Annotated in this window: 27 protein-coding genes, 1 tRNA gene and 3 pseudogenes; 19 read left to right on the plus strand and 12 right to left on the minus strand. The window is 49.6% G+C overall.

The features are described from left to right. Window positions 1-173 precede the first annotated feature (173 nt). Together ACYQ8U_RS14745 and ACYQ8U_RS14750 are read left to right on the plus strand one after the other, a co-directional pair. Window positions 174-899: an MEDS domain-containing protein gene (locus tag ACYQ8U_RS14745; protein ID WP_459946322.1), complete on the plus strand. Its 726-nt coding sequence runs from the start codon at window positions 174-176 to the stop codon at window positions 897-899. An 83-nt stretch (window positions 900-982) separates the two neighbouring features. Then, on the plus strand, window positions 983-1,594 hold the full coding sequence (locus ACYQ8U_RS14750; protein ID WP_459946323.1) for a sigma-70 family RNA polymerase sigma factor: 612 nt from the start codon (window positions 983-985) through the stop codon (window positions 1,592-1,594). 24 nt (window positions 1,595-1,618) lie between these two features. Here the strand turns inward: ACYQ8U_RS14750 and ACYQ8U_RS14755 are convergent, their stop codons facing one another. The 3 genes from ACYQ8U_RS14755 to ACYQ8U_RS14765 form a co-directional block, all read right to left on the minus strand. Beyond that, window positions 1,619-2,398: a C40 family peptidase gene (locus tag ACYQ8U_RS14755; protein WP_459946324.1), complete on the minus strand. Its 780-nt coding sequence runs from the start codon at window positions 2,396-2,398 to the stop codon at window positions 1,619-1,621. A gap of 90 nt (window positions 2,399-2,488) precedes the next feature. Next, the gene (locus ACYQ8U_RS14760; RefSeq protein ID WP_459946416.1) at window positions 2,489-2,743 is read right to left on the minus strand and encodes a DUF3179 domain-containing (seleno)protein; all 255 of its coding nucleotides are present in this window, start codon (window positions 2,741-2,743) and stop codon (window positions 2,489-2,491) included. Between the two features lie 3 nt (window positions 2,744-2,746). Continuing rightward, on the minus strand, window positions 2,747-3,124 hold the full coding sequence (locus ACYQ8U_RS14765; RefSeq protein WP_459946325.1) for a hypothetical protein: 378 nt from the start codon (window positions 3,122-3,124) through the stop codon (window positions 2,747-2,749). A gap of 228 nt (window positions 3,125-3,352) precedes the next feature. Here ACYQ8U_RS14765 and ACYQ8U_RS14770 point away from each other — a divergent pair, with 228 nt between their 5' ends. The 17 genes and pseudogenes from ACYQ8U_RS14770 (at window position 3,353) to ACYQ8U_RS14850 (ending at window position 17,226) form a co-directional block, all read left to right on the plus strand. After that, window positions 3,353-3,667, plus strand: a complete 315-nt coding sequence (locus ACYQ8U_RS14770) for a zf-HC2 domain-containing protein (protein WP_459946326.1) — start codon at window positions 3,353-3,355, stop codon at window positions 3,665-3,667. A 111-nt stretch (window positions 3,668-3,778) separates the two neighbouring features. Then, window positions 3,779-5,929 (plus strand): dihydrolipoyl dehydrogenase family protein, encoded by a 2,151-nt coding sequence (locus tag ACYQ8U_RS14775; protein ID WP_459946327.1) that lies wholly within the window; start codon window positions 3,779-3,781, stop codon window positions 5,927-5,929. Window positions 5,930-5,932: 3 nt separating this feature from the next. Continuing rightward, on the plus strand, window positions 5,933-6,727 hold the full coding sequence (locus ACYQ8U_RS14780; RefSeq protein ID WP_459946328.1) for a DUF547 domain-containing protein: 795 nt from the start codon (window positions 5,933-5,935) through the stop codon (window positions 6,725-6,727). 41 nt (window positions 6,728-6,768) lie between these two features. Then, on the plus strand, window positions 6,769-7,110 hold the full coding sequence (locus ACYQ8U_RS14785) for a pyridoxal-dependent decarboxylase (protein WP_459946329.1): 342 nt from the start codon (window positions 6,769-6,771) through the stop codon (window positions 7,108-7,110). A 204-nt stretch (window positions 7,111-7,314) separates the two neighbouring features. Beyond that, window positions 7,315-7,644: an arsenosugar biosynthesis-associated peroxidase-like protein gene (locus ACYQ8U_RS14790; protein ID WP_459946330.1), complete on the plus strand. Its 330-nt coding sequence runs from the start codon at window positions 7,315-7,317 to the stop codon at window positions 7,642-7,644. After that, entirely contained in the window at window positions 7,645-8,649 is a 1,005-nt protein-coding gene (arsS, locus tag ACYQ8U_RS14795) for an arsenosugar biosynthesis radical SAM (seleno)protein ArsS (RefSeq protein ID WP_459946331.1), read from the plus strand. Window positions 8,650-8,654: 5 nt separating this feature from the next. Continuing rightward, window positions 8,655-9,422, plus strand: coding sequence for an MTAP family purine nucleoside phosphorylase (locus ACYQ8U_RS14800; RefSeq protein ID WP_459946332.1), 768 nt, complete (start codon window positions 8,655-8,657; stop codon window positions 9,420-9,422). A gap of 309 nt (window positions 9,423-9,731) precedes the next feature. After that, the gene (locus ACYQ8U_RS14805) at window positions 9,732-9,917 is read left to right on the plus strand and encodes a carboxymuconolactone decarboxylase family protein (protein ID WP_459946333.1); all 186 of its coding nucleotides are present in this window, start codon (window positions 9,732-9,734) and stop codon (window positions 9,915-9,917) included. Between the two features lie 152 nt (window positions 9,918-10,069). Next, window positions 10,070-10,207 carry a hypothetical protein gene (locus ACYQ8U_RS14810; protein WP_459946334.1) on the plus strand — a complete coding sequence of 46 codons (138 nt, stop codon included), beginning with the start codon at window positions 10,070-10,072 and terminating at the stop codon, window positions 10,205-10,207. Next, complete coding sequence (locus tag ACYQ8U_RS14815; RefSeq protein ID WP_459946335.1) at window positions 10,185-10,376, plus strand: hypothetical protein; 192 nt, start codon at window positions 10,185-10,187, stop codon at window positions 10,374-10,376. The genes ACYQ8U_RS14810 and ACYQ8U_RS14815 overlap by 23 nt, the downstream gene beginning before the upstream one ends. Before the next feature lie 131 nt (window positions 10,377-10,507). Further along, window positions 10,508-10,643: pseudogene (locus tag ACYQ8U_RS14820) on the plus strand (selenoprotein B); the annotation flags it as partial. Window positions 10,644-10,688: 45 nt separating this feature from the next. Beyond that, window positions 10,689-12,251, plus strand: a complete 1,563-nt coding sequence (zwf, locus tag ACYQ8U_RS14825; protein WP_459946336.1) for a glucose-6-phosphate dehydrogenase — start codon at window positions 10,689-10,691, stop codon at window positions 12,249-12,251. Window positions 12,252-12,283: 32 nt separating this feature from the next. Then, window positions 12,284-13,258: a transaldolase gene (gene tal / locus ACYQ8U_RS14830; protein WP_459946337.1), complete on the plus strand. Its 975-nt coding sequence runs from the start codon at window positions 12,284-12,286 to the stop codon at window positions 13,256-13,258. Window positions 13,259-13,327: 69 nt separating this feature from the next. After that, window positions 13,328-13,523: pseudogene (locus tag ACYQ8U_RS14835) on the plus strand (hypothetical protein); the annotation flags it as partial. 31 nt (window positions 13,524-13,554) lie between these two features. Continuing rightward, on the plus strand, window positions 13,555-15,003 hold the full coding sequence (gene gnd / locus ACYQ8U_RS14840) for a decarboxylating NADP(+)-dependent phosphogluconate dehydrogenase (protein ID WP_459946338.1): 1,449 nt from the start codon (window positions 13,555-13,557) through the stop codon (window positions 15,001-15,003). Window positions 15,004-15,050: 47 nt separating this feature from the next. Further along, window positions 15,051-15,821 carry a 6-phosphogluconolactonase gene (gene pgl / locus ACYQ8U_RS14845; protein WP_459946339.1) on the plus strand — a complete coding sequence of 257 codons (771 nt, stop codon included), beginning with the start codon at window positions 15,051-15,053 and terminating at the stop codon, window positions 15,819-15,821. Between the two features lie 69 nt (window positions 15,822-15,890). After that, window positions 15,891-17,226 (plus strand): annotated as a pseudogene (locus ACYQ8U_RS14850) (IS701 family transposase). A gap of 182 nt (window positions 17,227-17,408) precedes the next feature. On the opposite strand, the gene ACYQ8U_RS14855 reads toward ACYQ8U_RS14850, so the two are convergent. The 9 genes from ACYQ8U_RS14855 to ACYQ8U_RS14895 all read right to left on the minus strand — a co-directional run bounded on the left by ACYQ8U_RS14855 (window position 17,409) and on the right by ACYQ8U_RS14895 (window position 24,781). Then, entirely contained in the window at window positions 17,409-17,867 is a 459-nt protein-coding gene (locus tag ACYQ8U_RS14855) for an MFS transporter (protein ID WP_459946417.1), read from the minus strand. Continuing rightward, complete coding sequence (locus ACYQ8U_RS14860) at window positions 17,764-18,573, minus strand: MFS transporter (protein WP_459946340.1); 810 nt, start codon at window positions 18,571-18,573, stop codon at window positions 17,764-17,766. The genes ACYQ8U_RS14855 and ACYQ8U_RS14860 overlap by 104 nt, the downstream gene beginning before the upstream one ends. A gap of 27 nt (window positions 18,574-18,600) precedes the next feature. Then, window positions 18,601-19,077 carry a MarR family winged helix-turn-helix transcriptional regulator gene (locus ACYQ8U_RS14865; protein WP_459946341.1) on the minus strand — a complete coding sequence of 159 codons (477 nt, stop codon included), beginning with the start codon at window positions 19,075-19,077 and terminating at the stop codon, window positions 18,601-18,603. A 177-nt stretch (window positions 19,078-19,254) separates the two neighbouring features. Beyond that, entirely contained in the window at window positions 19,255-20,271 is a 1,017-nt protein-coding gene (gene proX, locus ACYQ8U_RS14870; RefSeq protein WP_459946342.1) for a glycine betaine/L-proline ABC transporter substrate-binding protein ProX, read from the minus strand. A gap of 10 nt (window positions 20,272-20,281) precedes the next feature. After that, window positions 20,282-21,124, minus strand: coding sequence for an ABC transporter permease (locus ACYQ8U_RS14875; protein ID WP_459946343.1), 843 nt, complete (start codon window positions 21,122-21,124; stop codon window positions 20,282-20,284). A 26-nt stretch (window positions 21,125-21,150) separates the two neighbouring features. After that, the gene (gene proV, locus ACYQ8U_RS14880) at window positions 21,151-22,377 is read right to left on the minus strand and encodes a glycine betaine/L-proline ABC transporter ATP-binding protein ProV (protein WP_459946344.1); all 1,227 of its coding nucleotides are present in this window, start codon (window positions 22,375-22,377) and stop codon (window positions 21,151-21,153) included. A gap of 590 nt (window positions 22,378-22,967) precedes the next feature. Next, window positions 22,968-23,044, minus strand: a tRNA-Arg gene (locus tag ACYQ8U_RS14885). Window positions 23,045-23,138: 94 nt separating this feature from the next. Further along, entirely contained in the window at window positions 23,139-23,450 is a 312-nt protein-coding gene (locus tag ACYQ8U_RS14890; RefSeq protein WP_459946345.1) for an HNH endonuclease, read from the minus strand. Beyond that, entirely contained in the window at window positions 23,450-24,781 is a 1,332-nt protein-coding gene (locus ACYQ8U_RS14895) for a bifunctional folylpolyglutamate synthase/dihydrofolate synthase (RefSeq protein WP_459946346.1), read from the minus strand. Before ACYQ8U_RS14895 ends, ACYQ8U_RS14890 begins: the two co-directional genes overlap by 1 nt. Window positions 24,782-24,827: the final 46 nt, after the last annotated feature.

A 24,827-nucleotide genomic window follows, 5' to 3' on the forward strand; every position in this document is an offset into this window, starting at 1 on the left:
GACGCGCAACTAAGGGTATCCATCTTTCATCAATTCAGGCGATGTCAAGTTGAAAGTTTTATGCAGTGAAACACTGTAGGCTGTGTTTCAGTCCAATGTTTATATTTAACAGTACTTGTATATCATCGTATAGGTTATACTATTATTGTACATAACCAATACAGGGAAAAGGAATGGAAAAATTACTTACTATAAAAGAAGCTGCTGCTTTTTTGAAAGTCTCGGAAATGTCACTCAGGCGCTGGACCAATGCCGGCAAGCTGAAATGTTATCGGGTAGGCGGTAAAAATGAACGTAGGTTTACCAGGCAAGACCTGGAAAGTGTTCTTAGAACGAGTGAAAGACTTGTACCGCTTGGTATCGGTGATACCACAGTCGAAGATTGTTCCCATATCGCCCACTTTTACAAAGATTCCGATAAGTGTATCGCCGAGGGCATTAAATACCTGAGTTGCGGGTTGTCCCGAGGTGAATCTCTATTGATCCTGTCCACTGAAAATAAATTATTACAAATTCTTTCAGGCCTTAATGATCTTGGTTTCCCGGTGGACAAACTCAAAAATGATAAGCAGATAATTTTAGACAGTGGGCGGTCTGATTTTGATGAGCAAGTAGAATTTCTGACTTCGGCCATCGAAAATGTGCCGATCGGCAAAGGATTCCGACTTCTGGGCGACATGATGTGGGCTGTTGAAAAAGGCTGGAAGCTGGATGAAATAACCAGGCTTGAAGCTAAGGCCAATCACCTCTTGACGGGTAAGAACAGTCTTATCATGTGTCAGTATGATCTGACCTATTTTGGCGCGGATGGGGCAATGATGGCTTTTGATGCTCATAACATAACGATCTACCGTGGAGAAGTAAAACAGAGTCCGTATTTTATCGGGATGGCTCATTAAGGCAAGAACCAGCTCTCTCATTGGCTCATTCCGGGAGCAGAGATGTTTAACCACTTCTCAACATCAACATGAAGAAAAAGCAGATGAACACTACTCATGAAGAAGCTCAAACAGCCGAAGAAAACACCAATCCGGAGACATGGGTCGATCTATACGCTGATAGCCTTTTTCATTATGCATTATACCGTATTGCCGACAAGGCTGTTGCCGAAGAACTGGTTCAGGAAACTTTTGTCGCTGCCCTGTCGAGCCTTGGCAATAGCCGGTTTCGTGGCGAATCGGCCTGCAAAACATGGCTGATCGGGATCCTTAAACACAAACTGCTCGACCACTTACGACAAAAATATCGGCACCAGGCGAGTTCAATTGACGTCATCAGGGAAAGCGAGGTTGAGGACTCTTTCGATGCCCGGGGAAACTGGCGGGTCAAACCTGGTCAATGGGATAATCCTGAGAAAAACTATGAACAGCGGGAACTCATGCTCATCATTATGGAGTGCATTGCCGCGCTTGGCCAGCGACAGGCCGATGCCTTCAGGCTCCGGGAAATCGAGGGTGAGGAAGCGGAAGAAATCTGTAAGATCCTCGAGATCAGCCCGACTAATTATTGGGTACTGATGCATAGGGCGCGACTGGCGATGAGGCGCTGTATTGAGCTGCACTGGCCAGTGGCATCTCTCCAAGGGACAAGATAACACAATGTTCATGAGAAATGCGGCCTAGTTGAACGTTTGGCTGCCTGATTCCTCGCTCCATGGAAACGTATGGGGATCAAATCCATATTCGACCGTCGGTTTAATTATCTGAAAATATGGTGAAACATCAAAGTCTCTTGGGGTGAACAGGCTGTAGTGTCGAATTCGATGCATTTCCTTGTAACAGGCTAAACAGGAAGGATCGTCCGACTGCTGGGCAATAATTTCCGGCAAAATTGGATACTTTATCGATTGGAAGGCCTGGGCTATAAGGGAAGAACAGATCGCCTGGGTTGGATCGGCGCTGCCCAAAGACAGTAAACGCCTTCTGAAACGTAACGGTACTGGAGGCACTGGAAAGAGATATTTGGCAAGATCAATAATATTGCGCAAATCATATTTGTGACCCAGTCGTGCTACGACATAACCGACAAGCTCATCAACTTCATCTTTGCTTAATCCTACAGGGCGGCAGATACGGGTATGGAATGGGGAATAAAATGACAAACCCACACTACGGACCCCATCATTTATGTCGGCTTCTACAAGTACAGGTTGTTCCTCACCATCTTTTACGACCGGCAGAGCATCACCGACATAGAGAGCGGCATGTGACCAACTGGATTGAGTCAGGTATTTTATTGCTGTGCTGAAAGTGCTGTTCCCTTCCACCAGGAGCACATCACCCGGACGAAGACAACCTGACAACTTCTCAGGACTACTGGTGGCAATCTTCGTGTTGCCTTTTCGTGGTCTTGAGAGATAGTGAGCTAATTGTGCACCGATTTTTTGAAGTATTTTCATTTGATCCAGTTCGTTTTTAAGAAAAAATCCAATTACCCATCTGTTTCCTGAAGCATTCAGGTCGATTGTCGTTCGGCTGTAGCTGGTGGCTTATTTCATGATTTTCGAGCCGGGATGTTTGTTCATCCATTTCCGCCAATTGCTGTCTTCTGATTCCAGCATTGGCAAATATTGGTTGAAATAGTGGCCACATATTCCCCGGAACCCTTTTTTATACGGATACCACAGGCTTTTGGTTTCCTTGTCGTAGAGGACAAAAGTGTTTTTATACGTCCAGCCGGATGGCGCTAAAGTGAGATCCCTACCGTTTAAAGTGCGGCTGTACACGGCCGCCAGATCGACCAGTGGTCAGTAAGCGGCAGCAATTGCCTTACCAGCAAGGGTTGTATTGGCAATTTCGTGATGTCTGAGGCGACTCACCGCATAGGCGTGAGCATTGTCGTCAATCGAGATGCCGATAATTCGGGTATCGAGAACCCCCGAGACCCGCTCGTCTCCAAAAACCTCATCCCGCAAGGGGGTAAAAGCGTTTTTACCAATACCATGCTGGAACTTTTGAGGGATAAAACCTAGTTTTCGCGCCTGGGTGACATCCCAGCGATCGCCGCTACGGTCTACTATATAGACCCTGTCACCCTCGGTTACCACCTGGGACGCTATACAAAAACTTACAGTATAGATGAGTGTTACGATCATGATCATGGTAATTAATACTGTCTTTTTCATGACTTATTCTCCTCCTGGCTTATATTAAAAAGTACAGGTCGCATGTATTTTTGGATTGTACTCGGCCTTCTTTACATATGTCGTGTGAAAATAATTTTCCTTACTTATCGATAAAGGAAAATTTGCATGTTCCTTCCTTGATGAAAAAAATCTGTAAGGTCTTGAGCATCAGCGCGACTAATCTACGGGTACCTTTACCCAAGGCCCATCTGCCAAGGCGGCATTATAATGAGTCATACATTGGTCACAGGAATCTTTTCGGAGGACAACACCATGAAAATGTGGATGTTCAATTGTCGGCAAATAGCACGTCTCGTCTCGGAGTCGATGGATCGCAAGCTGTCCCCCGGCCGACGGCTGGGTGTGAGATTCCACCTTCTTATGTGCCGCCACTGCGCCAGGTATAAAAAACAGCTTCATCTTATGCGCCGACTTATCCGTAGTCGAGCTTCCGATGCCAAATATTCTTCCATAACCATGGATGAACAGGCCAAAGAACGACTTCGTCAGCTTATCAATAAGAAAAATCAAACCAAAGATTGAAGCCGTCAATTTTCAACGTTCGTTCTTTTTTATGTAAGGAATCATCCCTCCTCCGCGACAGAGTATGCAAAGGGTTCTTTTTTTCACTTGTCAACAACCAGAGAGAATATCATGAGAAAATATTTCATTGCTGCTGCAGTAGTGGTTGCTGTATCCGCCTATTGGATTTTTGATGTAGATCAGTATCTGTCTCTGGAAGGTATCAAGGCGGCCCAGGCTCAACTGGACAGCTGGCGCAGCGGATCTCCTTTTCTGGCCGGCCTGGGTTTTTTCGCCCTGTATATTGCCGTTACCGCACTGTCTCTGCCGGGGGCCGCGGTGCTCACCCTGGCGGCGGGAGCGTTTTTCGGTCTGCTTTGGGGCGTAGTGATTGTTTCCTTTGCCTCAACCATCGGCGCGACCCTGGCATTTCTCGTTGCCCGATTCATTCTGCGCGATAGTGTGCAAAACCGCTTTGGCAATCGGCTGCAGGCCACCAACAGAGGTATGGAACAGGAAGGCGCCTTCTATCTCTTCACCTTACGCCTGGTGCCTATCTTCCCTTTTTTCATTATCAACCTGCTTATGGGCTTAACCCCCATTCGGACCTGGACCTTCTACTGGGTCAGCCAGGTCGGCATGCTGGCAGGTACCATCGTCTATGTCAATGCGGGTACCCAGTTGGCCCGGCTTGACAGTCTCAGTGGCATCTTATCACCGGGACTGATGATATCCTTTGCCGTTTTAGGGCTGTTCCCGCTCCTCGGCAAGAAAACCGTCGAGTGGCTGAAAAAGCGCCGGGTCTTTGCCAAATGGGCAAGACCGGCAACCTTCGATCGCAATCTGATTGTCATCGGCGGGGGTGCGGCAGGACTGGTCAGCGCCTATATCGGAGCCGCCGTTAAGGCCAAGGTGACCCTGGTTGAAGCGAACAAGATGGGCGGCGACTGCCTCAACTACGGTTGCGTGCCAAGTAAGGCGTTAATCAAAAGTGCCAAACTCGCCCACCACATCCGCCACGGCGACGACTATGGCCTTGAGGCGGTTGAGCCAAATTTTAGTTTTCGCCAGGTAATGACCAGGGTGCATCGGGTGATCGCCACCGTTGAACCCCACGACAGCATCGAACGCTACACCAGTCTCGGGGTTGAGGTTCTTTCCGGTTATGCCAAACTGGTAGATCCCTGGACTGTCGAAGTTGCCCTCAATGACGGCGGCACCAAACGTTTAACTTCAAGGGCGATCGTCATTGCTGCCGGGGCTCAACCGTTCGTCCCGCCTTTGCCCGGACTCGATGATGTCGGTTACCTTACCAGTGACAACCTATGGGATTCTTTCGCCGCCTTGGATGAGGCACCCTCAAGGCTGGTTGTACTTGGCGGCGGGCCAATTGGCTGTGAGTTGTCCCAGGCCTTTGCCAGGCTGGGTTCACAGGTATGGCAGGTAGAGATGGCTCCAAGAATTCTCATAAGGGAAGACGAGGAGGTTTCGGAGATTGCCGAAGCATCTCTGGCCAAAGACGGGGTTCATGTCCTGACCGGACACAAGGCGCTGCGCTGCGAACGGGACGGTGAGCAGAAATTCATCGTCGCCGAACACGAAGGCCGGGAACTTCGCCTCGAATTTGACGCCCTCATCTGCGCGGTCGGCCGGATCGCCAGGCTGCAGGGTTACGGCCTGGAGGAGCTGGGCATTGCCACCGAACGAACGGTGGTGACCAACGAATATCTGCAGACCCTGTATCCGAATATTTTTGCCGCGGGCGACGTGGCCGGCCCCTATCAGTTCACCCACACCGCCGCCCATCAGGCCTGGTATGCCTCGGTAAATGCCCTGTTCGGCGAATTCAGGAAATTCAGGGCGGATTACTCGGTGATTCCCTGGTCGACGTTTATCGATCCCGAGGTGGCACGAGTCGGCCTGAATGAACAGGAGGCACGCGAGCGTGGTATCGCCGTCGAGGTGACCCGCTACGGCATTGACGATCTTGACCGGGCCATTGCCGACAGTGTGGCCCGCGGTTTTGTCAAGGTACTGACCGTACCCAGTAAAGACCGCATCCTGGGTGTCACCATCGTCGGTGAGCATGCAGGCGATCTGCTGGCGGAATTCGTGCTGGCCATGAAACATGGTCTCGGACTGAGCAAAATCCTGGCCACGATCCATACCTACCCGACCCTTGCCGAGGCCAACAAATACGTGGCGGGCGAATGGAAGCGCGCTCATGCACCAAAAAAACTTTTGGCTTTGCTGGAGAAGTACCATACCTGGAAAAGGAGATAAATCATGCTGCGTTCTATATTAATTTTAATGCTGGTGATGCGCGCCGTTAGTGCCGACGCGGCCTCATTCGATCATAGTCAGTGGGATGGCCTGCTGAAAAACAATGTGGTGGTCTATGAAGGAGGAAAAGCTACCAAGGTCGATTACCAGGCTATGGCCAGGGAAAGACAGGTATTGACCGACTATTTTGATCGGCTGGCAAAGATACGCCGTGCACAATTTGATTCCTGGCCAAAGGACGAGCAGCTGGCCTTTTTGATCAACGCCTATAACGGCTGGACCGTTGAACTGATTCTCACCAGGTACCCCGACCTGCAATCGATAAAAGAGCTGGGGTTCTTATTCCAGTCACCCTGGAAAAAAGAGTTCATTCCCCTGCTGGGTGAAAAACGTTCGCTCGATGACATCGAGCACGGCCTCATCCGGGGCTCCGGACGGTATAACGACCCGCGAATTCATTTTGCCGTCAACTGCGCCAGCATCGGTTGCCCCGCTCTGAGAAACCAGGCCTACCGGGGAGACATCCTGGATAAGCAGCTGGAGGAGGCCACAGCATTGTTCCTCTCGGACAGGAGCAGAAACAGGCTGAGTGACGGTGAACTGCAGGTTTCCAGCATCTTTAAATGGTATCGTGAAGATTTTGAACGGGGCTGGCGCGGTGCGGCCACCCTGGCACAGTTTCTGTCACTGTATAAGGACAGCCTGGGGCTTGACGATGCCGAGGCCGGAAAGCTGGTTGCCGGCAATGTAGCCATCAGGTTTCTTGAGTACGACTGGAAACTTAACAGCACGGATTAAGGTCATTAAATGACCGACAGATGTTTTTTTGATGCAAAAGGATGATATCTCATGGAACACCGGTTTCCACATTGAAGGAAAAGTACATGATCAATGAAATTCTTGATCTGGTTGGCTTTAAAAATGGTGAAGGGCGGATGACCACCGGCTCGAGTAACGCCAATATGCTGGCGATGATGTCGGCTCGAAATGAGATACTCCCCGAAGCCAAGGCCAACGGCCTCTGCGGCGAGACAGACATCTATGCTTTCGTCAGTGCCGATGCCCACTATTCCATGGAAAAAGCAGCCAATATTTTGGGACTGGGGACCAACCGCCTCATCAAGATACATGTAACGGAAACGGGGGAGATGGATATCGCCATCCTTGCCGCACGACTGTAGAAAACGGTGGCAAGCGGGGGAAGCCCATTTTTCTTGAAGTGAACTCAAGACCGTATCTCAAGATGCACGACTATCCCCGATACGGCGAAAAAGAAGACTTAAGACCATATCTGAAAAAATTGGCAAGCCTTGAAATAGGCGAAAGAGATATCTACTGATGCGAACAGATGAAGAATTTTAACGACACCATAAATGGAGGTAACCATGCAATATTACGAAACGAAAGATTTGGCCGATTTTCCCAATATCGGCGAATGGACAAGTGATGAGGCGCAGAAGTTTTTTGATTATTACGCCAAGGCCACGGGTGACGGGAAACTCACCGAACGTGAAAAAACGCTGATCGCCCTGGCCGTTGCCGCGACGCAAAACTGTCCCTACTGCATCGACGCCTATACCAATAAATGCCTCTCATTAGGCGTGGACAAAGAAGAGATGATGGAGGTTTTTCATGTCGGCGCCGCCATGATGGCGGGAATTACCCTGGCCCATTCCACCCAGATGCGCAAGATTGTCAAGAAAAAGGAGATGTAGATGGATGCCCATGAACAGTTGTCCGCTTTGGATAACATCTGCCGGCAGAAATTCATCGATACATTGGCGGCAAGAGGACAATACCCGATAAAGGCAGCGGGAGTGGATGTCTTTCAGATGAATATCTGTCGAAAATGCAACCTTTTCTGCAAGCACTGCCATGTAGACGCCGGTCCCCATCGTACTGAGATAATGTCCAGATCTATTATGGAAATTTGCCTTAAAATCTTAAGGGACAATGAGATCTCAACCATCGATATTACCGGTGGCGCACCTGAAATCAATCCACACCTGAAATGGTTCCTCGATGAGGCTGCACAACTGAAGCGTCGACTCATCGTTCGGTCGAATCTGACGCTGTTGCTGGAGGATAAGTATCGCCATTTTATCGATACCTACGTCAGAAATAACGTCGAGATTGTCACCTCTCTGCCGCATTACAAGGCGGAGGGAACAGACAAACAGCGTGGCAAATGTGCCTTTACGACGATAGTCGAGGTTATCGGGAAATTAAATGCCAGGGGATACGGTAAAGCAAATTCCGGTCTTGTACTTAACCTCGTGCATAACCCAACCGGCTTTTATCTGCCCGGCTCACAATCGGCGCTGGCGCGTGAATATAAATCACGGCTCTTGAAAGATCACGGGATTTACTTCAACGAGCTGTTCTGCATCACTAACATGCCGGTCGGCCGGTACCTCGAGCACCTGCAAAAAAATGATACCTTGTCGGAATATATGACAGAGTTAATCGATTCTTTCAATTCCACGGCAGCCGAAAATGTCATGTGCAGGAATACCATTTCGGTCAGCTACGACGGGCAGCTGTATGATTGCGATTTCAACCAGATGCTGGGGCTGCCGATAGAATCCAATGCCCATGTAAGCGAATTTCACCGGGAAGTGATAGGGCGCCGTACCATTGTTCTTGCCAATCACTGTTATGGCTGCACAGCGGGTTCGGGCAGTTCGTGCCAGGGCACGACAGAAAAACAGGAGAGATGAGAACTATGTTTACTTGTGATGCGGCGGTCATTACCGGTTCCGGCTTCTATGATTTTCCGGAGCTGAAGGATTCGCGAGAGGTTGAAATAGTCACGCCATTTGGCGAAGTTCAGGCGCTTTGCGGCATCTGTGGCGACAGGTCGGTATTGTTTATCGCCCGGCATAAAAAAAACCATGCGCTATTGTCCAACTTGATCAATCACAAGGCCAATATCCATGTCTGCCAACAGGCCCGGGTGGAAGTCATTATCGCCACCTCAATTGTCGGCCTTACCAATCCAGCTTTACCTTTGGCAAAGCTGCTGATTTTCAATGATATATTCTATCCGGATAACCGTCTGCCGGATGGGAGTCACTGCACATTTTTCACTAAAGAGAATCAGGTCGGCAGAGGTCACTATCTTTTTAAATCGCCTTTTTTCGACGTCTCAAAGGTACTGATAGGCGAAGACGTCCTAGCGGATCTCACCTACGCTTACGTCAATGGCCCGCGCTTGAATTCCAAAAAGGAGATTAAATTTATCGCAAACTACGCCGATGCGGTAAGTCAGACCGCCGGTCCGGAAGCGATTCTGGCCGGCGAACTGGAGATTCCCTATGTGCTGTTAGGTTATGGTGTCGATTATGCCAATGGGGTGCACGATCAACCAACTCCCATCGAGGTATTAACTGAGAATATGAATCTCAGTAAGCAGGTTTTTGCTCAGGCGATCAGGATGCTTCTTGCCCATGAAAAATATCAATTCAATGGGCTTGTTTATCGTTTTGATTAACAAAAGTGCTTTACTCTAGAAAACCTGCCACTCAGTTCAGTACCCTCTTGAAGGGTGAAAAACAAGAGAGTTGGAGACACATTGGCAGCTTCACAAGCTGTCTTCTGCAACCTGAAAATTTACAATTGACGATAATTGTATAACATTTCGCAAGGGCAAAGAGTACGCAGAAATTACTGGCGACGAAAAAGGCTGATGAGTTTTTGTCGTCGAAAAGTGACATAGAATCCTTATTATGTGGGGACGACTGTCGGGAAAGCATGGCAAATAAAAGGAGAAGGTGCATGAGTGCATTATTGTTGGAAAAGGATGCCACCGGTAGAGCATTGTGCGTATTGTTCTCTGGCGCATGAAAGTATGGCCAGGATGGTTGGAGCAAGTGAAAAAGAGATAAATGAGGTGATGATGGTTGTTGAATTATTCAGAAGCTTCACTGTTATTGCCGATTCCTTGAAGATACCCTGCGATATTTTGCCGCCGGCGGAAGCGGCATAAGAAATGGCCATGGTCTGGAAGATTACGTCACTGATTAAAAAATTTATTGCATGATAACGCGGTCAGGCGAAATCGCCTGATATATTCCAACCACCACTACAAGGAGCAGTCATGAAGAAAAAAATATGTTCGTTCTCGCATCGGTATTTGTAATGGCAGGAACTTTGACCCTCGCTTATGCAGCAGACGTCTACAAGGGCAAGGCTCGCTTTGCCAGCCCGATCCTTGGCGGCGGCACAACCGGCAAGAGCTGCATGACCTGTCACGATGGGGGGGGAAGGTTTTGGTGATGATCTGTTTGATCGGAAGAGCTATACCATCATGGGCATGGAGAAGAACAGTGTCGAGGAAATTGTCAATGTCTGTATCGAGAAGCCGTTGGGAGGTGTCGCCATTGACCCGGCGGGTGAAGAAATGGGTGATCTTATTGCCTATATGAAAACCCTGGTCGCCAAGTAATCAGGGAAAAACCTGAACAACAAGCTTGAAGCTTGCCCGACTCGAAAATGAGTGTCGGCGACTATTGCCTCCCTGCCCAGCAGCCGGCCAGGAGGCATTGTCATACAACGATATTTATAAGTCAATATGGTAGCGCTAAGGACCTGGTGATGACGCACATTTCTACCAATTTTGATCGGACCGGCTTGCAGCAGAACTGGAACGTGGTGTTTCCTTTGGCGCGGCTCCAGGGAACTTGCCTCCGATAGCACCATCGGCAGCGTGGCCGACCATCTTCAAGAGATACCATGTCGATAAAGAGAGGTATGAAAAATGAAAATAAACGTTAATTCAGTGGCTGGTACGATCAATCCCGAACCTTGTGAACCGGTGTCTGGAGTTCCTTGTGGCTATGTCATCTTTGGTGCTTCCGGTGATCTTACCTTGCGGAAGTTACTGCCGGCAGTTTTTTCTCTGTTCAGGGCACAAAAGGTTGGGGACCGGTTTTTTGTCGTTGGCTTTGCCCGTTCTCTCATGACCGACGACGAATTCAGATCAAAAGTTATCGAGTCGATCCGGCATGCATATGGAGAAATTCCACAATCGGAAATGGAAGATTTTTCCATGCGGTGCTTCTATGTGGCCGGTGCTTATGACCAGGATGACGGGTATATCAAGTTGCATGAAAACACAGAAGAGCTGAGCCATAAGTTTGCCACCGACGGTAATCTCGTCTTTCACATTGCCACCCCACCTGCGCTCTATGCGGACATTGTCTCATTTCTGGGAAAAAACGGCCTGGTAACCAGGCACCAGAATGACAAACCATTTCATCGGGTGATTGTAGAGAAACCCTTCGGTCACGATCTGGAAAGTGCCGTCAACCTGAACAAGGAATTGCTCGAACATCTTGCCGACGAACAAATCTACAGGATCGACCATTATCTCGGCAAAGAGACCGTGCAGAATATCCTCATGTTCAGATTTGCCAATCAGATTTTTGAGCCTGCCTGGAATCGCCATTATATCGACCATGTGCAGATCACCGTTGCCGAGCAGCTTGGGGTGGAACACCGGGCCGGTTATTTTGAACAGGCAGGTCTGTTGCGGGATATGTTTCAGAACCACATGCTGCAGTTAGCCGCGTTGGTGGGTATGGAGCCGCCGGTGGATGCTTCGGCTGAAAGCGTGCGGGATGAAAAAGTTAAGTTCATGAAATCTATACGGCAGTTCGACCTGGAAAAACTGGAGACACAGTTGATCAAAGGCCAATATGTCAAAGGGGAAGCCGCCGGCAAAAAACTCATGGCCTACAGGGAAGAAAAGGGCGTTGCGACAATATCGTGCACTGAGACCTATTTTGCTATGAAGCTTTTCGTGGATAACATGCGCTGGAAAGATGTGCCGTTCTATCTGCAGGCCGGAAAAAGGCTGGAAAAAAAACTGACCCGGATTGCCGTGATATTCAAAAAAGTTCCTCACAGTATGTTTACCCGAAATCTGAAAGACCTGGACCCTTCTCCGAATGTACTCGTCTTTGAAATACAACCACGGCAGGGAACATCTCTTCTCTTACAGGCAAAGGTGCCGGGAGCGAAAATGTGCCTGGCGCCGCTCAAGATGGAATTGGACTACCGGGATGTCTTCGGCACGAAAATGGATGGGGATTATGCCAATCTTATCCTCGACTGCATGCTTGGCGACCAGACACTGTACTGGAGAAAAGACGGCGTGGAAACTTCCTGGAAGCTGTTAGATCCGGTGTTGAAAAAGTGGCAAGCGGAATGCAGGGAAGCACAAGACAGCGCTCTGCAAAGGTATGCTGCCGGAGGCTGGGGACCGTTGGCGGGCAAGCAACTTATTGAACAGGACGGCAGAACCTGGATTGTAACATGATTAGCCCGAATTTCTCAACTGAGGTGAAAGTTATGGATAAACTTAAGCAATTAAAAACGATGACCACCGTTGTTGCTGATACCGGGGACTTCGATGCAATCGCTGAATATAGACCGACGGATGCAACGACCAACCCTTCCCTGATCTATGCCGCAGCGCAATTACCGCAATATCGTGGGTTGGTTGAAGAGGCCATGGAATATGGCAGAGCAAAGGCTAACATACCTGAAGCCCGCAAGGCTCTTATCATGGATCGGCTGGCGGTCATTTTCGGTCGCGAGATTCTCTCCATTGTGCCGGGGCGGGTGTCTACGGAGGTGGATGCGCGGTTTTCGTTCGATACCGAGGGCAGTATCCGCAAGGCCAACGAGCTGATGGCAATGTATCAGGAATTCGGCATCGATTCGGACCGTATCCTCATCAAGCTGGCTTCGACCTGGGAGGGAATTCGGGCCGCGGAGACTCTTGAAAAGCAGGGAATCCATTGTAACCTGACCCTGATGTTCAGCTTTGCGCAGGCGGTAGCCTGTGCCGAGGCGGGAGTAACCCTTATTTCACCCTTCGTCGGGCGGATTACCGACTGGTATAGGGCTAAGGACGGTATCGATGTCTACGCGCCTGACGATGACCCGGGAGTGCAGTCAGTGCGAAAGATTTTTTATTATTACAAACATCATGGCTACAAAACCGAGATTATGGGGGCAAGCTTTCGCAATGTCGGCCAGATACTGGGGCTGGCCGGTAGTGATTTGTTGACTATTTCTCCTAAACTGCTTGACGAACTGGCCGGCATGGCAGGAGATGTCGACCGTAAACTGGACCCTCAACAGGCCAAGGCGATGGAAATAAAAAAATACACTCTCTCGGAAAAAGAGATGCGCTGGAAGCATAATGAAGACCCGATGGCAGTGGAAAAGCTTGCCGAGGGTATTCGAAATTTCACTAAGGATCTGCGTAAGCTGGAAGCTTATGTACAGCAACGACTTGATCACCCTGATTTCTCATGAAAAATCCAGGATAATCATACCATAAAATAAAATTTTCTACGGAGATGCATTATGCAAACCGACAATCTTGGCTATATGAAACGGATTTCCTACGGGATGGTGCTTCTGCTTCATGCCATATCAACTGTCTCCTCGTATAAGCAGTATCTTGGCACCGTATAGCGGATCGAATATCCTGTTCTTTGCCGCCTGGCCCATGCTGGCGGCCTGCCTTGCTTTGTATCTGATGCGGGATCAGGATGTTGTATGGACGATTGGCCAATAGACATTGCCCGAAAATTTAACAGGAGAATAGTATGTCACAAGCAGATATCGGACTGATCGGCCTTGCCGTCATGGGCCAGAACCTGGTGTTGAATATGAACGACCACAATTTCAGGGTGGCTGTGTTTAACCGAACACGTACAACGGTCGATGCCTTTCTTGCCGGTCCGGCCCAGGGGACGGACATCATTGCCGCCGATTCCATCGCCGAGTTGGTCGGCCATTTGAAAAAACCGCGTCGTGTCATGATGATGGTCAAGGCCGGGGTGGTGGTTGACGACTTGATTGCGCAAATTACTCCGCACCTGGAACCGGGCGACCTTATCATTGATGGCGGTAATTCCCTTTTTACAGACACTACTCGTCGCACGCAAGACCTTGCGGCAAAAGGAATATTATTTGTCGGTACGGGTATTTCCGGTGGGGAGGAAGGCGCACGAAAAGGACCTTCGATCATGCCGGGCGGCAACCCTGCTGCATGGCCGTATGTGAAAAATATTTTCCAGGCCATTGCCGCCCGGGTCGATGGCCTGCCCTGCTGTGACTGGGTCGGAGAAGAAGGGGCGGGGCATTACGTCAAGATGGTGCACAACGGTATTGAGTACGGCGACATGCAGCTCATCAGCGAGGCCTACGATTTTCTGCGCCGGGGGCTCGGTATGGATACGGATGCGATCCAGTCGGTGTTCAGTGCGTGGAATACTGGGGTGCTTGATTCGTATCTCATGGAAATCTCATCTGATATTCTTGGCCACAGAGATGCCGACGGCACCCACTTGATAGACAATATCCTTGATGCTGCCGGCCAGAAAGGCACCGGCAAGTGGACCGGCATCAATGCCCTCGAAGAAGGTATTCCGCTGACCCTAATTTCCGAGGCGGTGTTTGCCCGCTGTCTGTCGGCAATGAAGGAGGAGCGAGTCGGCGCCTCGGCAATACTCGATGGCCCGAAAACCGATTTTAGCGGCGACGTCAAGGAGTTTATCGGCTATGTCCACGATGCCCTGTACGCCTCGAAAATTATCTCCTACGCCCAGGGTTATATGCTTATGCGCCACGCGGCAAACGAATACGCCTGGCACCTCGACTATGGCGGTATTGCCCTCATGTGGCGCGGCGGCTGTATTATACGCAGCGTCTTTCTCGACAATATCAAACAGGCCTTTGATCAGAATCCATTCCTGGAAAATCTCCTTCTTGATGATTTTTTCCGCACTGCCATCCATCGGGCGCAGTACGGCTGGCGTCGGGTGGCCGCCAAGGCCATTGAAATCGGTATCCCCATGCCGGCCATTGTCGCCGGCCTGGCGTATTATGACGGCTATCGCAGTGACCGCCTGCCCGCCAACCTGCTGCAGGCACAGCGTGATTACTTTGGCGGCCACACCTATGAGCGCATCGATAAACCGCGGGGTGAATTTTTCCATACCGACTGGACGGGCCACGGCGGCAAGGTGTCATCACATACGTATACTCTTTAATGGACAGGGAATTGCCGTTTGACAGACTTCAAAAAGAAAAGAGGGGTATGCCGCCCAGGGTGAATATATATGCCAGCCGCGTCGAACTGTCAGCCGACCTGGCCGGTCATGTAGCCGATCTGGCGGCAAGGGCCTGCGCACAACGGGGGCGGTTCCACATCGCTCTTTCCGGAGGATCGCTCCTGGATATCCTCTCTCCCGGTCTTTGTGCCAAACCCTTGCGCGACACCATCGACTGGTCGAACTGGCATGTTTTCTGGGCGGATGAGCGATGGGTCCCGTGGAGTAGTCCTGACTCAAATTACGGCCTGGCAAAAGATCGATTCTTCAGCCGTGTGCCTATTCCCGAGGAACACATTTATGCCATGGACGATTCGGCCAATCCTGTCGCAACGGCGAAAACCTATGCGTCCGTTGTGGCAAAGGTCTTGCGTCCACGGCAAGGACAGATGCCGCGTTTTGATCTGATCCTCCTTGGTGTCGGTGAAGACGGCCACACCGCTTCCCTCTTTCCGGATCATCCGCTCCTCGCCGAAACCAGGGCCTGGATAGCCCCCGTCTTTGACGCTCCCAAGCCGCCGCCGGTGCGTTTGACCATGACGCTGCCTTTGATCAATAATGCCCGGACGATCTTTTTCGTGGCCGTCGGCCCGGGCAAGGCGGATATCTTGCCAAAAGTGCTCAGGCCAGCAAGCCGGCAACAGGAACCGCGCGAACTGCCGGCGCAGCTGGTCAGTCCGTCAGGCGGTGCATTGCAGTGGTTTATCGACCGGGCGGCAGCGGCAAAAATCGACGCGACCCATGCCTGTTCCTGCTGATTGCCGCCTGTGAGTGAGAGTAGCTTTTACAATAAATTCTCCAAAAACAAATTACCAGAGGAACCTCGCATGCTCATATTACACTCCCTGCTCAGTGAACTCAAAGACGAATTTGCCTCATCCCAAAATGGTAAGGAACGTAGCGCCTGGTTTCTTCACACCCTACTCGCGATCATCTTACCATTTGCCTCATCCAGAACCTCAAATTTGCTGCGAGTGCTTCATATCCTGTTCGGTTTTGCCGAGATCGGCAAGAAGCGGTACTACACCTTTATGGCCTCTCCGAAGATTCCTTGGGATAGGCTCTGGCCGAGGCTGTGGAAAATGATCCCCGAACCGGAAACAGGAGGCAGATTGATCATCGCCCTCGACGATTATATCAATCCCAAGACAGGGAAGAAGATTTCTTGCCTGCGCCAAGGTGTTTGACCATGCAGCCAAGCAAAATCAGTCAAAATATCCCTGGGCTCAGAATATTGTCGCCATCGGCCTTCTCAAAATGATCAAGGGACGCTGGGCCTGCCTGCCTCTTAGTCAGCGGTATTATCTGCCAGAAGCAGAAATCAAAGAAAAAAAACCAACATTCAAGGGCAAGAAAATTGACTTCCAAAGCAAGCATATCCAGACCGTAGAGATGCTCGGCAGAGTTGCTGTGGAATTTTCCCAGTCGGATATCATGGTTGTAACCGACTCCTGGTTTGGCAACAACGGCCTCTTCAAGCCTTTGCGAAAAGAAATAGGGAAGCGTGCCCACTTGCTGTCTCGGCTTCGTTCGAACAACAATCTCTTTGACGTGCCTTTCCCACTAACGGGAAAAGGCGCCGGTCGTCCGAGAAAATATGGGGACAAGCTTGGTACGACATCGTCACTTGCCGTGATAAATAGAGAGCGGGCTCGGGAGATGACGGTCAACCTGTACGGCAGAGTGCGAAAGGTTTTAGCCTATGATCAGGTTGTCATGCAAAAAACGCTTAAGTGCCGAATTAAAGTAGTGTGGGTGTATCGCCGGACGCAATGGGTTGCGCTCTTTTCCACCGACCTGACCCTGTCAATCACCGAGATAATCGAGTATTACGGCGCCAGATGGAAGATTGAGACCGGATTCAAAGAACTGAAAAGGGATATCGGCAGTGCCGAAACCCAGACCCGAAATCCGGTAGCAGTAAAAAACCACCTGGATTTCTGCTTGATGGCCACATCTCTTACCTGGATTTACGCCTGTCGCCTACAGAAAACTCCGCAGCGACGGCATACGGTGAAAGGCCGCGACCATTTCGCCTTTTCCGATGTCAGAAGGTTGGTGGCCCAAGCAGCATTGGACAAAGATTTTCCAATGCTTTGCCCAGTTCCACGCAAATCGATGGTTAATACGCTTGTGACCGCCCTGATGCGGATGGCGGCATGAGACTTTTATAGGAAACTTCAGATGACCTAACTGTAGTATTCTCATAATAATTCTTCACCCTCCTGCACCTGACGCATATTGACAGCACATTTCCCTATTCTTCGCTCCTTTCAGGAAGAAAGCCTTAGGGATTCATAAATTTCACTCCAAGTCCTCGCCGCGCAGGCCGCCTTTTACCGTTATCATGGTAATGGTCTGCAGCCATTGAGCGAAGTCAAAGCGGTTGCTATGAATACGCCGGTAAAAATAGCGGCGTAAGAAATATTCATATCAAGAAAAATACCGAAGATAACAGGCCCGAGGGCAGTACTGATAATCATCACGGCAATAAAGATACTGCGAATTTGCCCAATGATGGTCGAGCCATAAACCTCAGCCAGCATTGCGTCCTTAATGATATTACCAATTCCGTGTCCCATGCCTATGAGAGCCAGGGCAATGGGATATACGATACGGTGTTCAAAAAGAATGAGCGTAAGCAAACCAAGAAGATAGAAAATCATGTAATACGGGAAAAGTCTTTTGGCCGTGAACTGGTCAACCAGCGGGCCAACACCTATCATGCCCACTGCTCCGGCCACTGCGAAGGCCGATACTGACGCGGCCACCCATACGGGACTCCATCCTTTTGCCGCACTCAGCTTGAGCTGAAAAAAGAAGATGGCCGTGTTGGTAAAACCGATCATGAAAATGACCGGCGTTATCATCCAAAAATATTTTTTCACTCACAACGTGTATGATCGATATTTTTGGTTGGTTTTTTCGTGTTGCTCTAGCTTGCAATCGGTAGGCCCTTAGTTTGGCTTGCGATTGGTTAAGAAGAAAAACTATCAATGACGCTACTATTATAGCACATGCAAGTGCTGATACCTGCAGTGCCTCCCGCCAGCCAACGCCTCCAATAAGTAGAGTTATGAGAATGGGTAAAACCGCCTCGCCCACCGGATGACCGACACTGGCGGCACCAATGGCTTTTCCCCGATTGGTGCTGAAATATCTTGCTATACACGATATGGAAGTGTGGCTCATAAGTCCTTGCCCAAACAAACGTAATCCGTAAAAAGCAACCAAAACCATCGCAATGTTGTATGAGAACGAAAGCAAAAGCAGTGCCGATATCAGGTCGCCTGTAACCAGTAAGCTGTATCGTTTTGTTCCAATTTTGTCGAAATAGCCGCCGGCAAAGGGAAGAGTCGCTGCGCTGCCGATGGTAGCAAAGGCATATATTGCGCCAAATTCGGTGTTACTTATGCTTAATAGCTGCTCAATGGAAGGTACATACAGCGACAATAAAAATGTTTGCCCGAAACCTGAAATAAAGGAGAGCAAAAAACCAAAAGCAAGCAAGCTAAGGTTGTATTTGAAGAATAATTTTTATTCCCCAAGAAAGGGCATAAGACCGTTATCGTTGATGTGTAGCGCCAGCGCCTGAACAAGGGCGTCAAGTCCGGTCTCAAGATTGGAGAGCTGGATGGGGGTGAGTTGCTCCAAAGCGTTGCTCAGCTTGCCTTGGGCAGGTTTGGGTGCTTTGTCAAGAAACTGACGACCTTCTTCGGTGATGTAAATATGTACACTCCGTTGATCTGTTTTGCTGCGATCACGGGATACGAGTTGTTTTTCTTCAAGCTTATCCAGCATATTGCTGCAGGTCGAAGGGTGTATGGCAAGAGCGGCCGCAAGTTTCGACACTTTTAAACCCGGAGCAGTAGCGATTTTATCAAGCATCCATAGCTTGGCACTACTCAAGCCACATGATTTTTCAACGTATTTAGAGTGCGCCTGCACCCCTTTCAGAATATTACGCAATTTTTGAGTAACTGCATTAATTTGCTTGTTTCTTTCATCCATCATTCTCTCCCTGAAAGATCTCTATGAGTGAGACCTTCAGCTTAGTACTCCTTTTTTATCATCTGTTCCAGAATTTTTTGTTTGAAGAGATTTTAATTTTGAAAAAAATGAAACTCGAAGGACACAAAATTTGTGTCCTTCGATAATGCGGTAATCTCGCTTGATTGAGACTATTTCAAACTATTCTGCAGCTGCCATACGGGCTTCAGCAATCCAGCCATCCCATTTTCCCTGGTTTTTAGCAATCCACTCATCAACATGACCCTCAATGTCTTTCTGGCTCTTTTCACCTTCATTCATACGAGTGTTCTGGGCGCTGACCTCGCCGATGGTCAGCTTGAAATTCTCCAGGAAGGTTGCAGCTGCCGGATTCCTTTCCAAGAACTTTTTGTTGGCGACGACAGTGATATCGTAGACCATGAAGCCGTTACGAAGCGGATCGGAAACTGCACCCATAATACCGGAGACGGGGCTCTGATCGTCACCTTCGGCAGGCACATTGATCCACATGACGTCCTCACCAGGCTTCAGCTTATAAACAGTCCAGTTAGGCGTCCAAGTGTAGAAAAAGACGGGCTTGCCGGACTTGTATGCACCGATGGCGGAAGCCATGCCTGCTTCGTAGGAAGCCGTACTTGGCTTGATATAGTCCTTGAGATTGAACACTTCCATATGCTTGGAAATGACTTTTTCACAACCCCAGCCAGGAGGGCAAGCAGTGAGGTCGGCCTTGCCGTCACCGTTCGCATCGAAAGCCTCGACTACCTCGGGGCGTTTGAAATCGTCCAGGGATTTGATATTGAATTTCTCAACTTCCTTCTTGGAAACGAGGTAACCCTGCATGCCACCGGCCTTGATAATCGGATCGAGAATTTTGGCCTTCTCTTCGAAGTTCTTGGGTAGTTGAGGCGTATGCAGCGGGAAGTTGCCGTTACACCAGTAGTCGATATCGCCTAGCTCGATAGACCTGTAGGCTATGGGGTTCGATAGATCTTTTGGTTTTTCAACATCATAACCGAGTGTTTCCAATCCACGTCTTACGAGTGCTTCCTGGAAAAAACCGGTGTTCCAGGTAGCTCTTGCAGGTTTTACCGTTACACCTTCTCCGGGATGACCGGCAGCAGCCTGTGAATTCATCGCTCCGGCCATTGCCATTGCTGCGACTGCAGCGCCAAGTATCATCTTTTTCAACAACATAATCTCTCCTTTATTTCTTTTTCTTTGTACCCATCGACTGGGTAATTCTATCCAAAACTATAGCCATTAACACGATGGCCAGGCCACCGGTTGTCGCAAGACCGATATCAAGGGTGTTCAAACCGAGAACCACCGGGGCACCCAGGCCGCCGGCACCAATAAGAGCCGCGATGACAACCATGGAAAGCGCCATCATAATCGTCTGATTCAAGCCGGCCATAATTGTCGGCAACGCCAGCGGAATCTGTACTTTGAGCAGAACCTGACTACTTGTCGCGCCAAATGCCAGAGCCGCCTCAACCAATTCGGGATGCACCCCCCTGATACCAAGACTGGTCAGGCGAATAAGTGGCGGCATGGCAAAAACGATGGTCGCCAGTACCCCTGCAACATTACCGATGGAAAACAACATAACGATCGGCACTAAATACACAAAGGCGGGGGTCGTCTGCATTGCATCCAGAGCCGGACGAAGCATTGCATTAAAATTATCGCTGCGACCGGCCCAGATACCAAGAGGTATGCCGACAATGGTGCAGAACACCACGGAAGCGAAAACCATCGCCAGCGTAATCACGGTATCCGCCCATAAACCGAGCATGCCAATCAAGAACATCGTCGCGATGGTATAAATAGCCAACTTTATCCCTGAGGCCTTCCAGGCAACAGCACCGAGCAGCAGGACGATAACAAGAGGATGCACTGCCAGCAGGGCATGCTCAAACCCGGAAAGTGTTACTTCAACCGGCCATTTTATTCCCTGGAAAAACCACCGGTATCCTTCAACAAGCCAATCAATGAACACTGTTATCCAGTCATCGAGAGGTATAATTTTTTCATCAAAACTAAACATTATGCCAAACTCCCTCAAATTGCTTTTTATGCAGCAAGTTCTTCAAAGTGATTGCCGTTTTCTGCCCGATACAGGGTGCGTAGAAAACGATTCTTGGAAACGACACCGCGATACACATTATTTTCATCCACAACCGGAATGGGCCAGGTATGTGAAGCGACTAACGGCAGGATGTCCTGGAGACTTTCCGTTTCCAGAACAGACTGTGCATCTGGCAGGAAGGCATACTCGAGTTTACTTTGACCGTTTCCTTTATCGATGGCATCCCGAAGTGAATCAGTTGACACTACCCCCAGAAAACGATGTTCTGAATTAAGGACATAGGCAAATTCCCTATCTTTATTACTGAGCATCTCCAGGGTTGCCCGCGGACCGCCCTGGGGAGTATGCCATATCACGGTGGGCATGGTGTCGCGAACAATATCCCCGGCCGAGATAACTCCGGTCGGATCGACTCCCCGGAAAAAGGCCCGGACATAGTCATCAGCTGGGTTCTGTAAAATCTCTTCAGGGGTACCGACCTGCACCACAGTGCCTCCCTCCATAATGGCAATGCGATCACCGATGCGTAATGCCTCGTCGAGATCATGGGAGATGAAAATGATAGTTCGCTCATGTCGATCCTGAAGTTTCAACAGTTCATCCTGCATCTCGGTTCTGATAAGAGGATCAAGAGCCGAAAAGGCTTCATCCATCAGCAGAATATCCGGATCAACAGCTAAGCCCCGTGCCAGACCGACGCGCTGCTGCATGCCGCCGCTTAGTTCATTAGGATATGCATTTTCCCAGCCTTCAAGACCAACCTGTTTCAGGGCATCTTTCGCTCTACTCTCACGAGCCTGCTGATCCATTCCATCCAGTTCAAGTCCAAACGCCGCATTCTCAAGGACTGTCTGGTGCGGCATAAGAGCAAAAGACTGAAAAACCATACTGGTTTTGCTTCTGCGAAATCTTACCAGTTCGGCTTTATCCATCTTCAAAATATCTTCACCATCGACCAGCACCTCTCCTGATGTCGGCTCAATGAGTCTGTTCAGCATGCGCACAAGAGTTGATTTTCCGGAACCGGACAGGCCCATGACGACGAAAATCTCCCCAGTATTTACTTCAAAACTGGCTCCCTGCACCCCAACGGTAAGACCGGTCTTATCGTAAATTTCATCCTTGTTTTTCCCCTGCTTCAATAATTCCAATCCTTTTTCAGGATCTGAACCGAAAACCTTATAGAGGTCTTTAATCGCTATTTTTACCATATCTCTTTTCAGTAACCTTCTCTGTGTCGATTACCACTTCCTTCGTTTAACTCCATTGACGAACACACAGCACTTTCACCAGGAGACTGTCCGAGAATGCTCTTTCTCCTCTTCTCCGGGTATTTCAGAAAAAAACCAATGCTCATCGGTAAGCGTAGACTCCGATGCTCTACGTATGGCTGTTGTTATTTTTCTAAAATGCCTTGATCTGAGAAAAAATGCCTCTTCTCGGACAGCCTCCTAGACGAAATGCTCCATAGGAAAAACAATCTCACAATATTGTTTTGCGCAAAACTATATTTAACAATACAATTTGTCAAGTTTTACTTTTCTGAGGGAAGGTAAAGTGTTCCGTCAATAGTGTTGCAGCTGTGCCTATCGATCGATAAAAAACAGCGCTGTTCTGTAAAATGCAAGAAGGTACAAACAACAGAAATAAAGAGAGGGAATGTGTCTGGCCTACTATATGGGTGAGCTTTCCGAAAGATTAAGCAAAGTGAACGCCGAATGGACTCAGTTCAGGTGCTATTTCAACAAAGGGACAAAAGCAAAAAGGCACCTAACGAAAATCGCTAGATGCCTTTATATACTGGTAGGCGAGGCGGGATTCGAACCCGCGACCTTCGGCTTCGGAGGCCGACACTCTATCCAGCTGAGCTACCCGCCCATGAGAAAAAAATAATCAAATTATGAAATTTGCTCAATGCTTTTAAACGAAATCGGCCAAACAAGCGACAAGAAAATGAATTTCATGCAAATTTTCATTCCTTCTTTTTGGCCACTCTTTCAAGATAGTCCTGCCATTCCAGCGGCAGCATACTTTTTTTCAGATTGTTGCAGTCCTTGCAGCAGGGTACCAGATTATCCCTGGTCGAACGACCGCCTCGTGCAAGGGGAACCAGATGATCCATGGTAATATCCTTGAAGAGAACTTTTTTACCGCAGTAGTGACAGAGTCCCGGGGCGGTTTTCTGCTGCCACCATCTGGTTTTTCGCAAATCTCTCGCCTTGCCGCGTTCGGCACGGATCTCTGCATCCGCCGGTGCATCGAAATCAAAAAACTCCCTTGCCACTAGACCAGATCACCGAGCAAGAGGTGGCGTACTGCTCCAATAAGATAGAGCGAGCCGCCGACAACAATGAGATCTCCCGCTTCGGCCGTCTCCTGAGCCGCCACAAGCGCTTCATCAACTTTTTTGACACATCGGGCTTTTCGTTGTTGTTCGGTATGGACAATGGCATAGATCTGTTCCGGGGTGGCGGCTCGCTCACCATCCGGCTGCGTTATGATCAATTCATCGACAAGCGGCGCAATCAGATCAAGGGTTGCGGCAAGATCCTTATCGACCATGGCGCCCCACACTCCAATAAGTTTTTTGTATTGAAATTTCTCCCTCAAGGTTTGTGACAAATTTCTGACACCTTCGGTATTGTGTGCCCCATCAAGGAGATAACGGAGAACCTTCCTGCTGTTTCCTGCATTATCGCCGCCTGCGGTGGAGGGATACTCCTGGTCAAAACACTCCATTCGCCCCGGCCATTTGACACCTGCCAGCCCCTGGCGAATCTGTTGTTCACTCACCTTGAAGCCATCTTTTTGCAGCAGCTTTAGTACGGCAATGGACAGCGAATCGTTTTCCTGCTGCGCAAGACTTGCACGACTGCTGCGTAGCCCGGCGATTTTGCAGTCTGCAAAAGCGTTGCCACCGGCCCATGTCCAGGTCATGTCGGGCTGCACCGCATAGTCAAAATCTTGACGAAGGACGTACAGTGGTGCAGCATTAGTTTGAGCGACCGCCTCTATCACTCCAGCCGCCTCGGGATGAACCGCCCCGGACACCACCGGAACTCCTGGTTTGATAATCCCGGCCTTCTCGCCGGCGATATCGACGAGACTCGTGCCAAGATACGCCTCATGATCCATGCTGACACTGGTGATGACCGAGAGCAGCGGCGTGACCACATTGGTGGCGTCGAGCCGTCCGCCCATGCCTGTCTCCAGGAGAACCAGATCGACATTCGATTCAGCGAACCAGAGCAGGCCAAGCGCGGTGGTGAATTCAAAGTAGGTAATCTGTTCCTCGCCGAGAACCTGACAGATTCTGGCGCCAAATTCGGTGAAGGTCTCCTCGCTGATATAGTCGCTGCCGATCCTGAATCTTTCCCGCACGCTGCTCAGATGGGGCGAAGTGTACACCCCCACCCGGTATCCGGCCAGGCCGAGCACCTCGGAGACCGCCGCACAGACCGAACCTTTGCCGTTTGTTCCGGCAACATGAACAAACTTGAGACGACTTTCCGGTCGGTCCACTTTTTCTAAAAAAGACTGCATGGCCTCAAGACCCAGCTTTATTTTATGCATCTGCAGGGCATCGAGATGAGTCAGAACGTCTTGATATGTCATGATGATATGTTATTGTCGAGTGAGTGAGGTTTTTGCATCCTGCCGA

This window comes from Desulfocastanea catecholica (assembly GCF_054657295.1).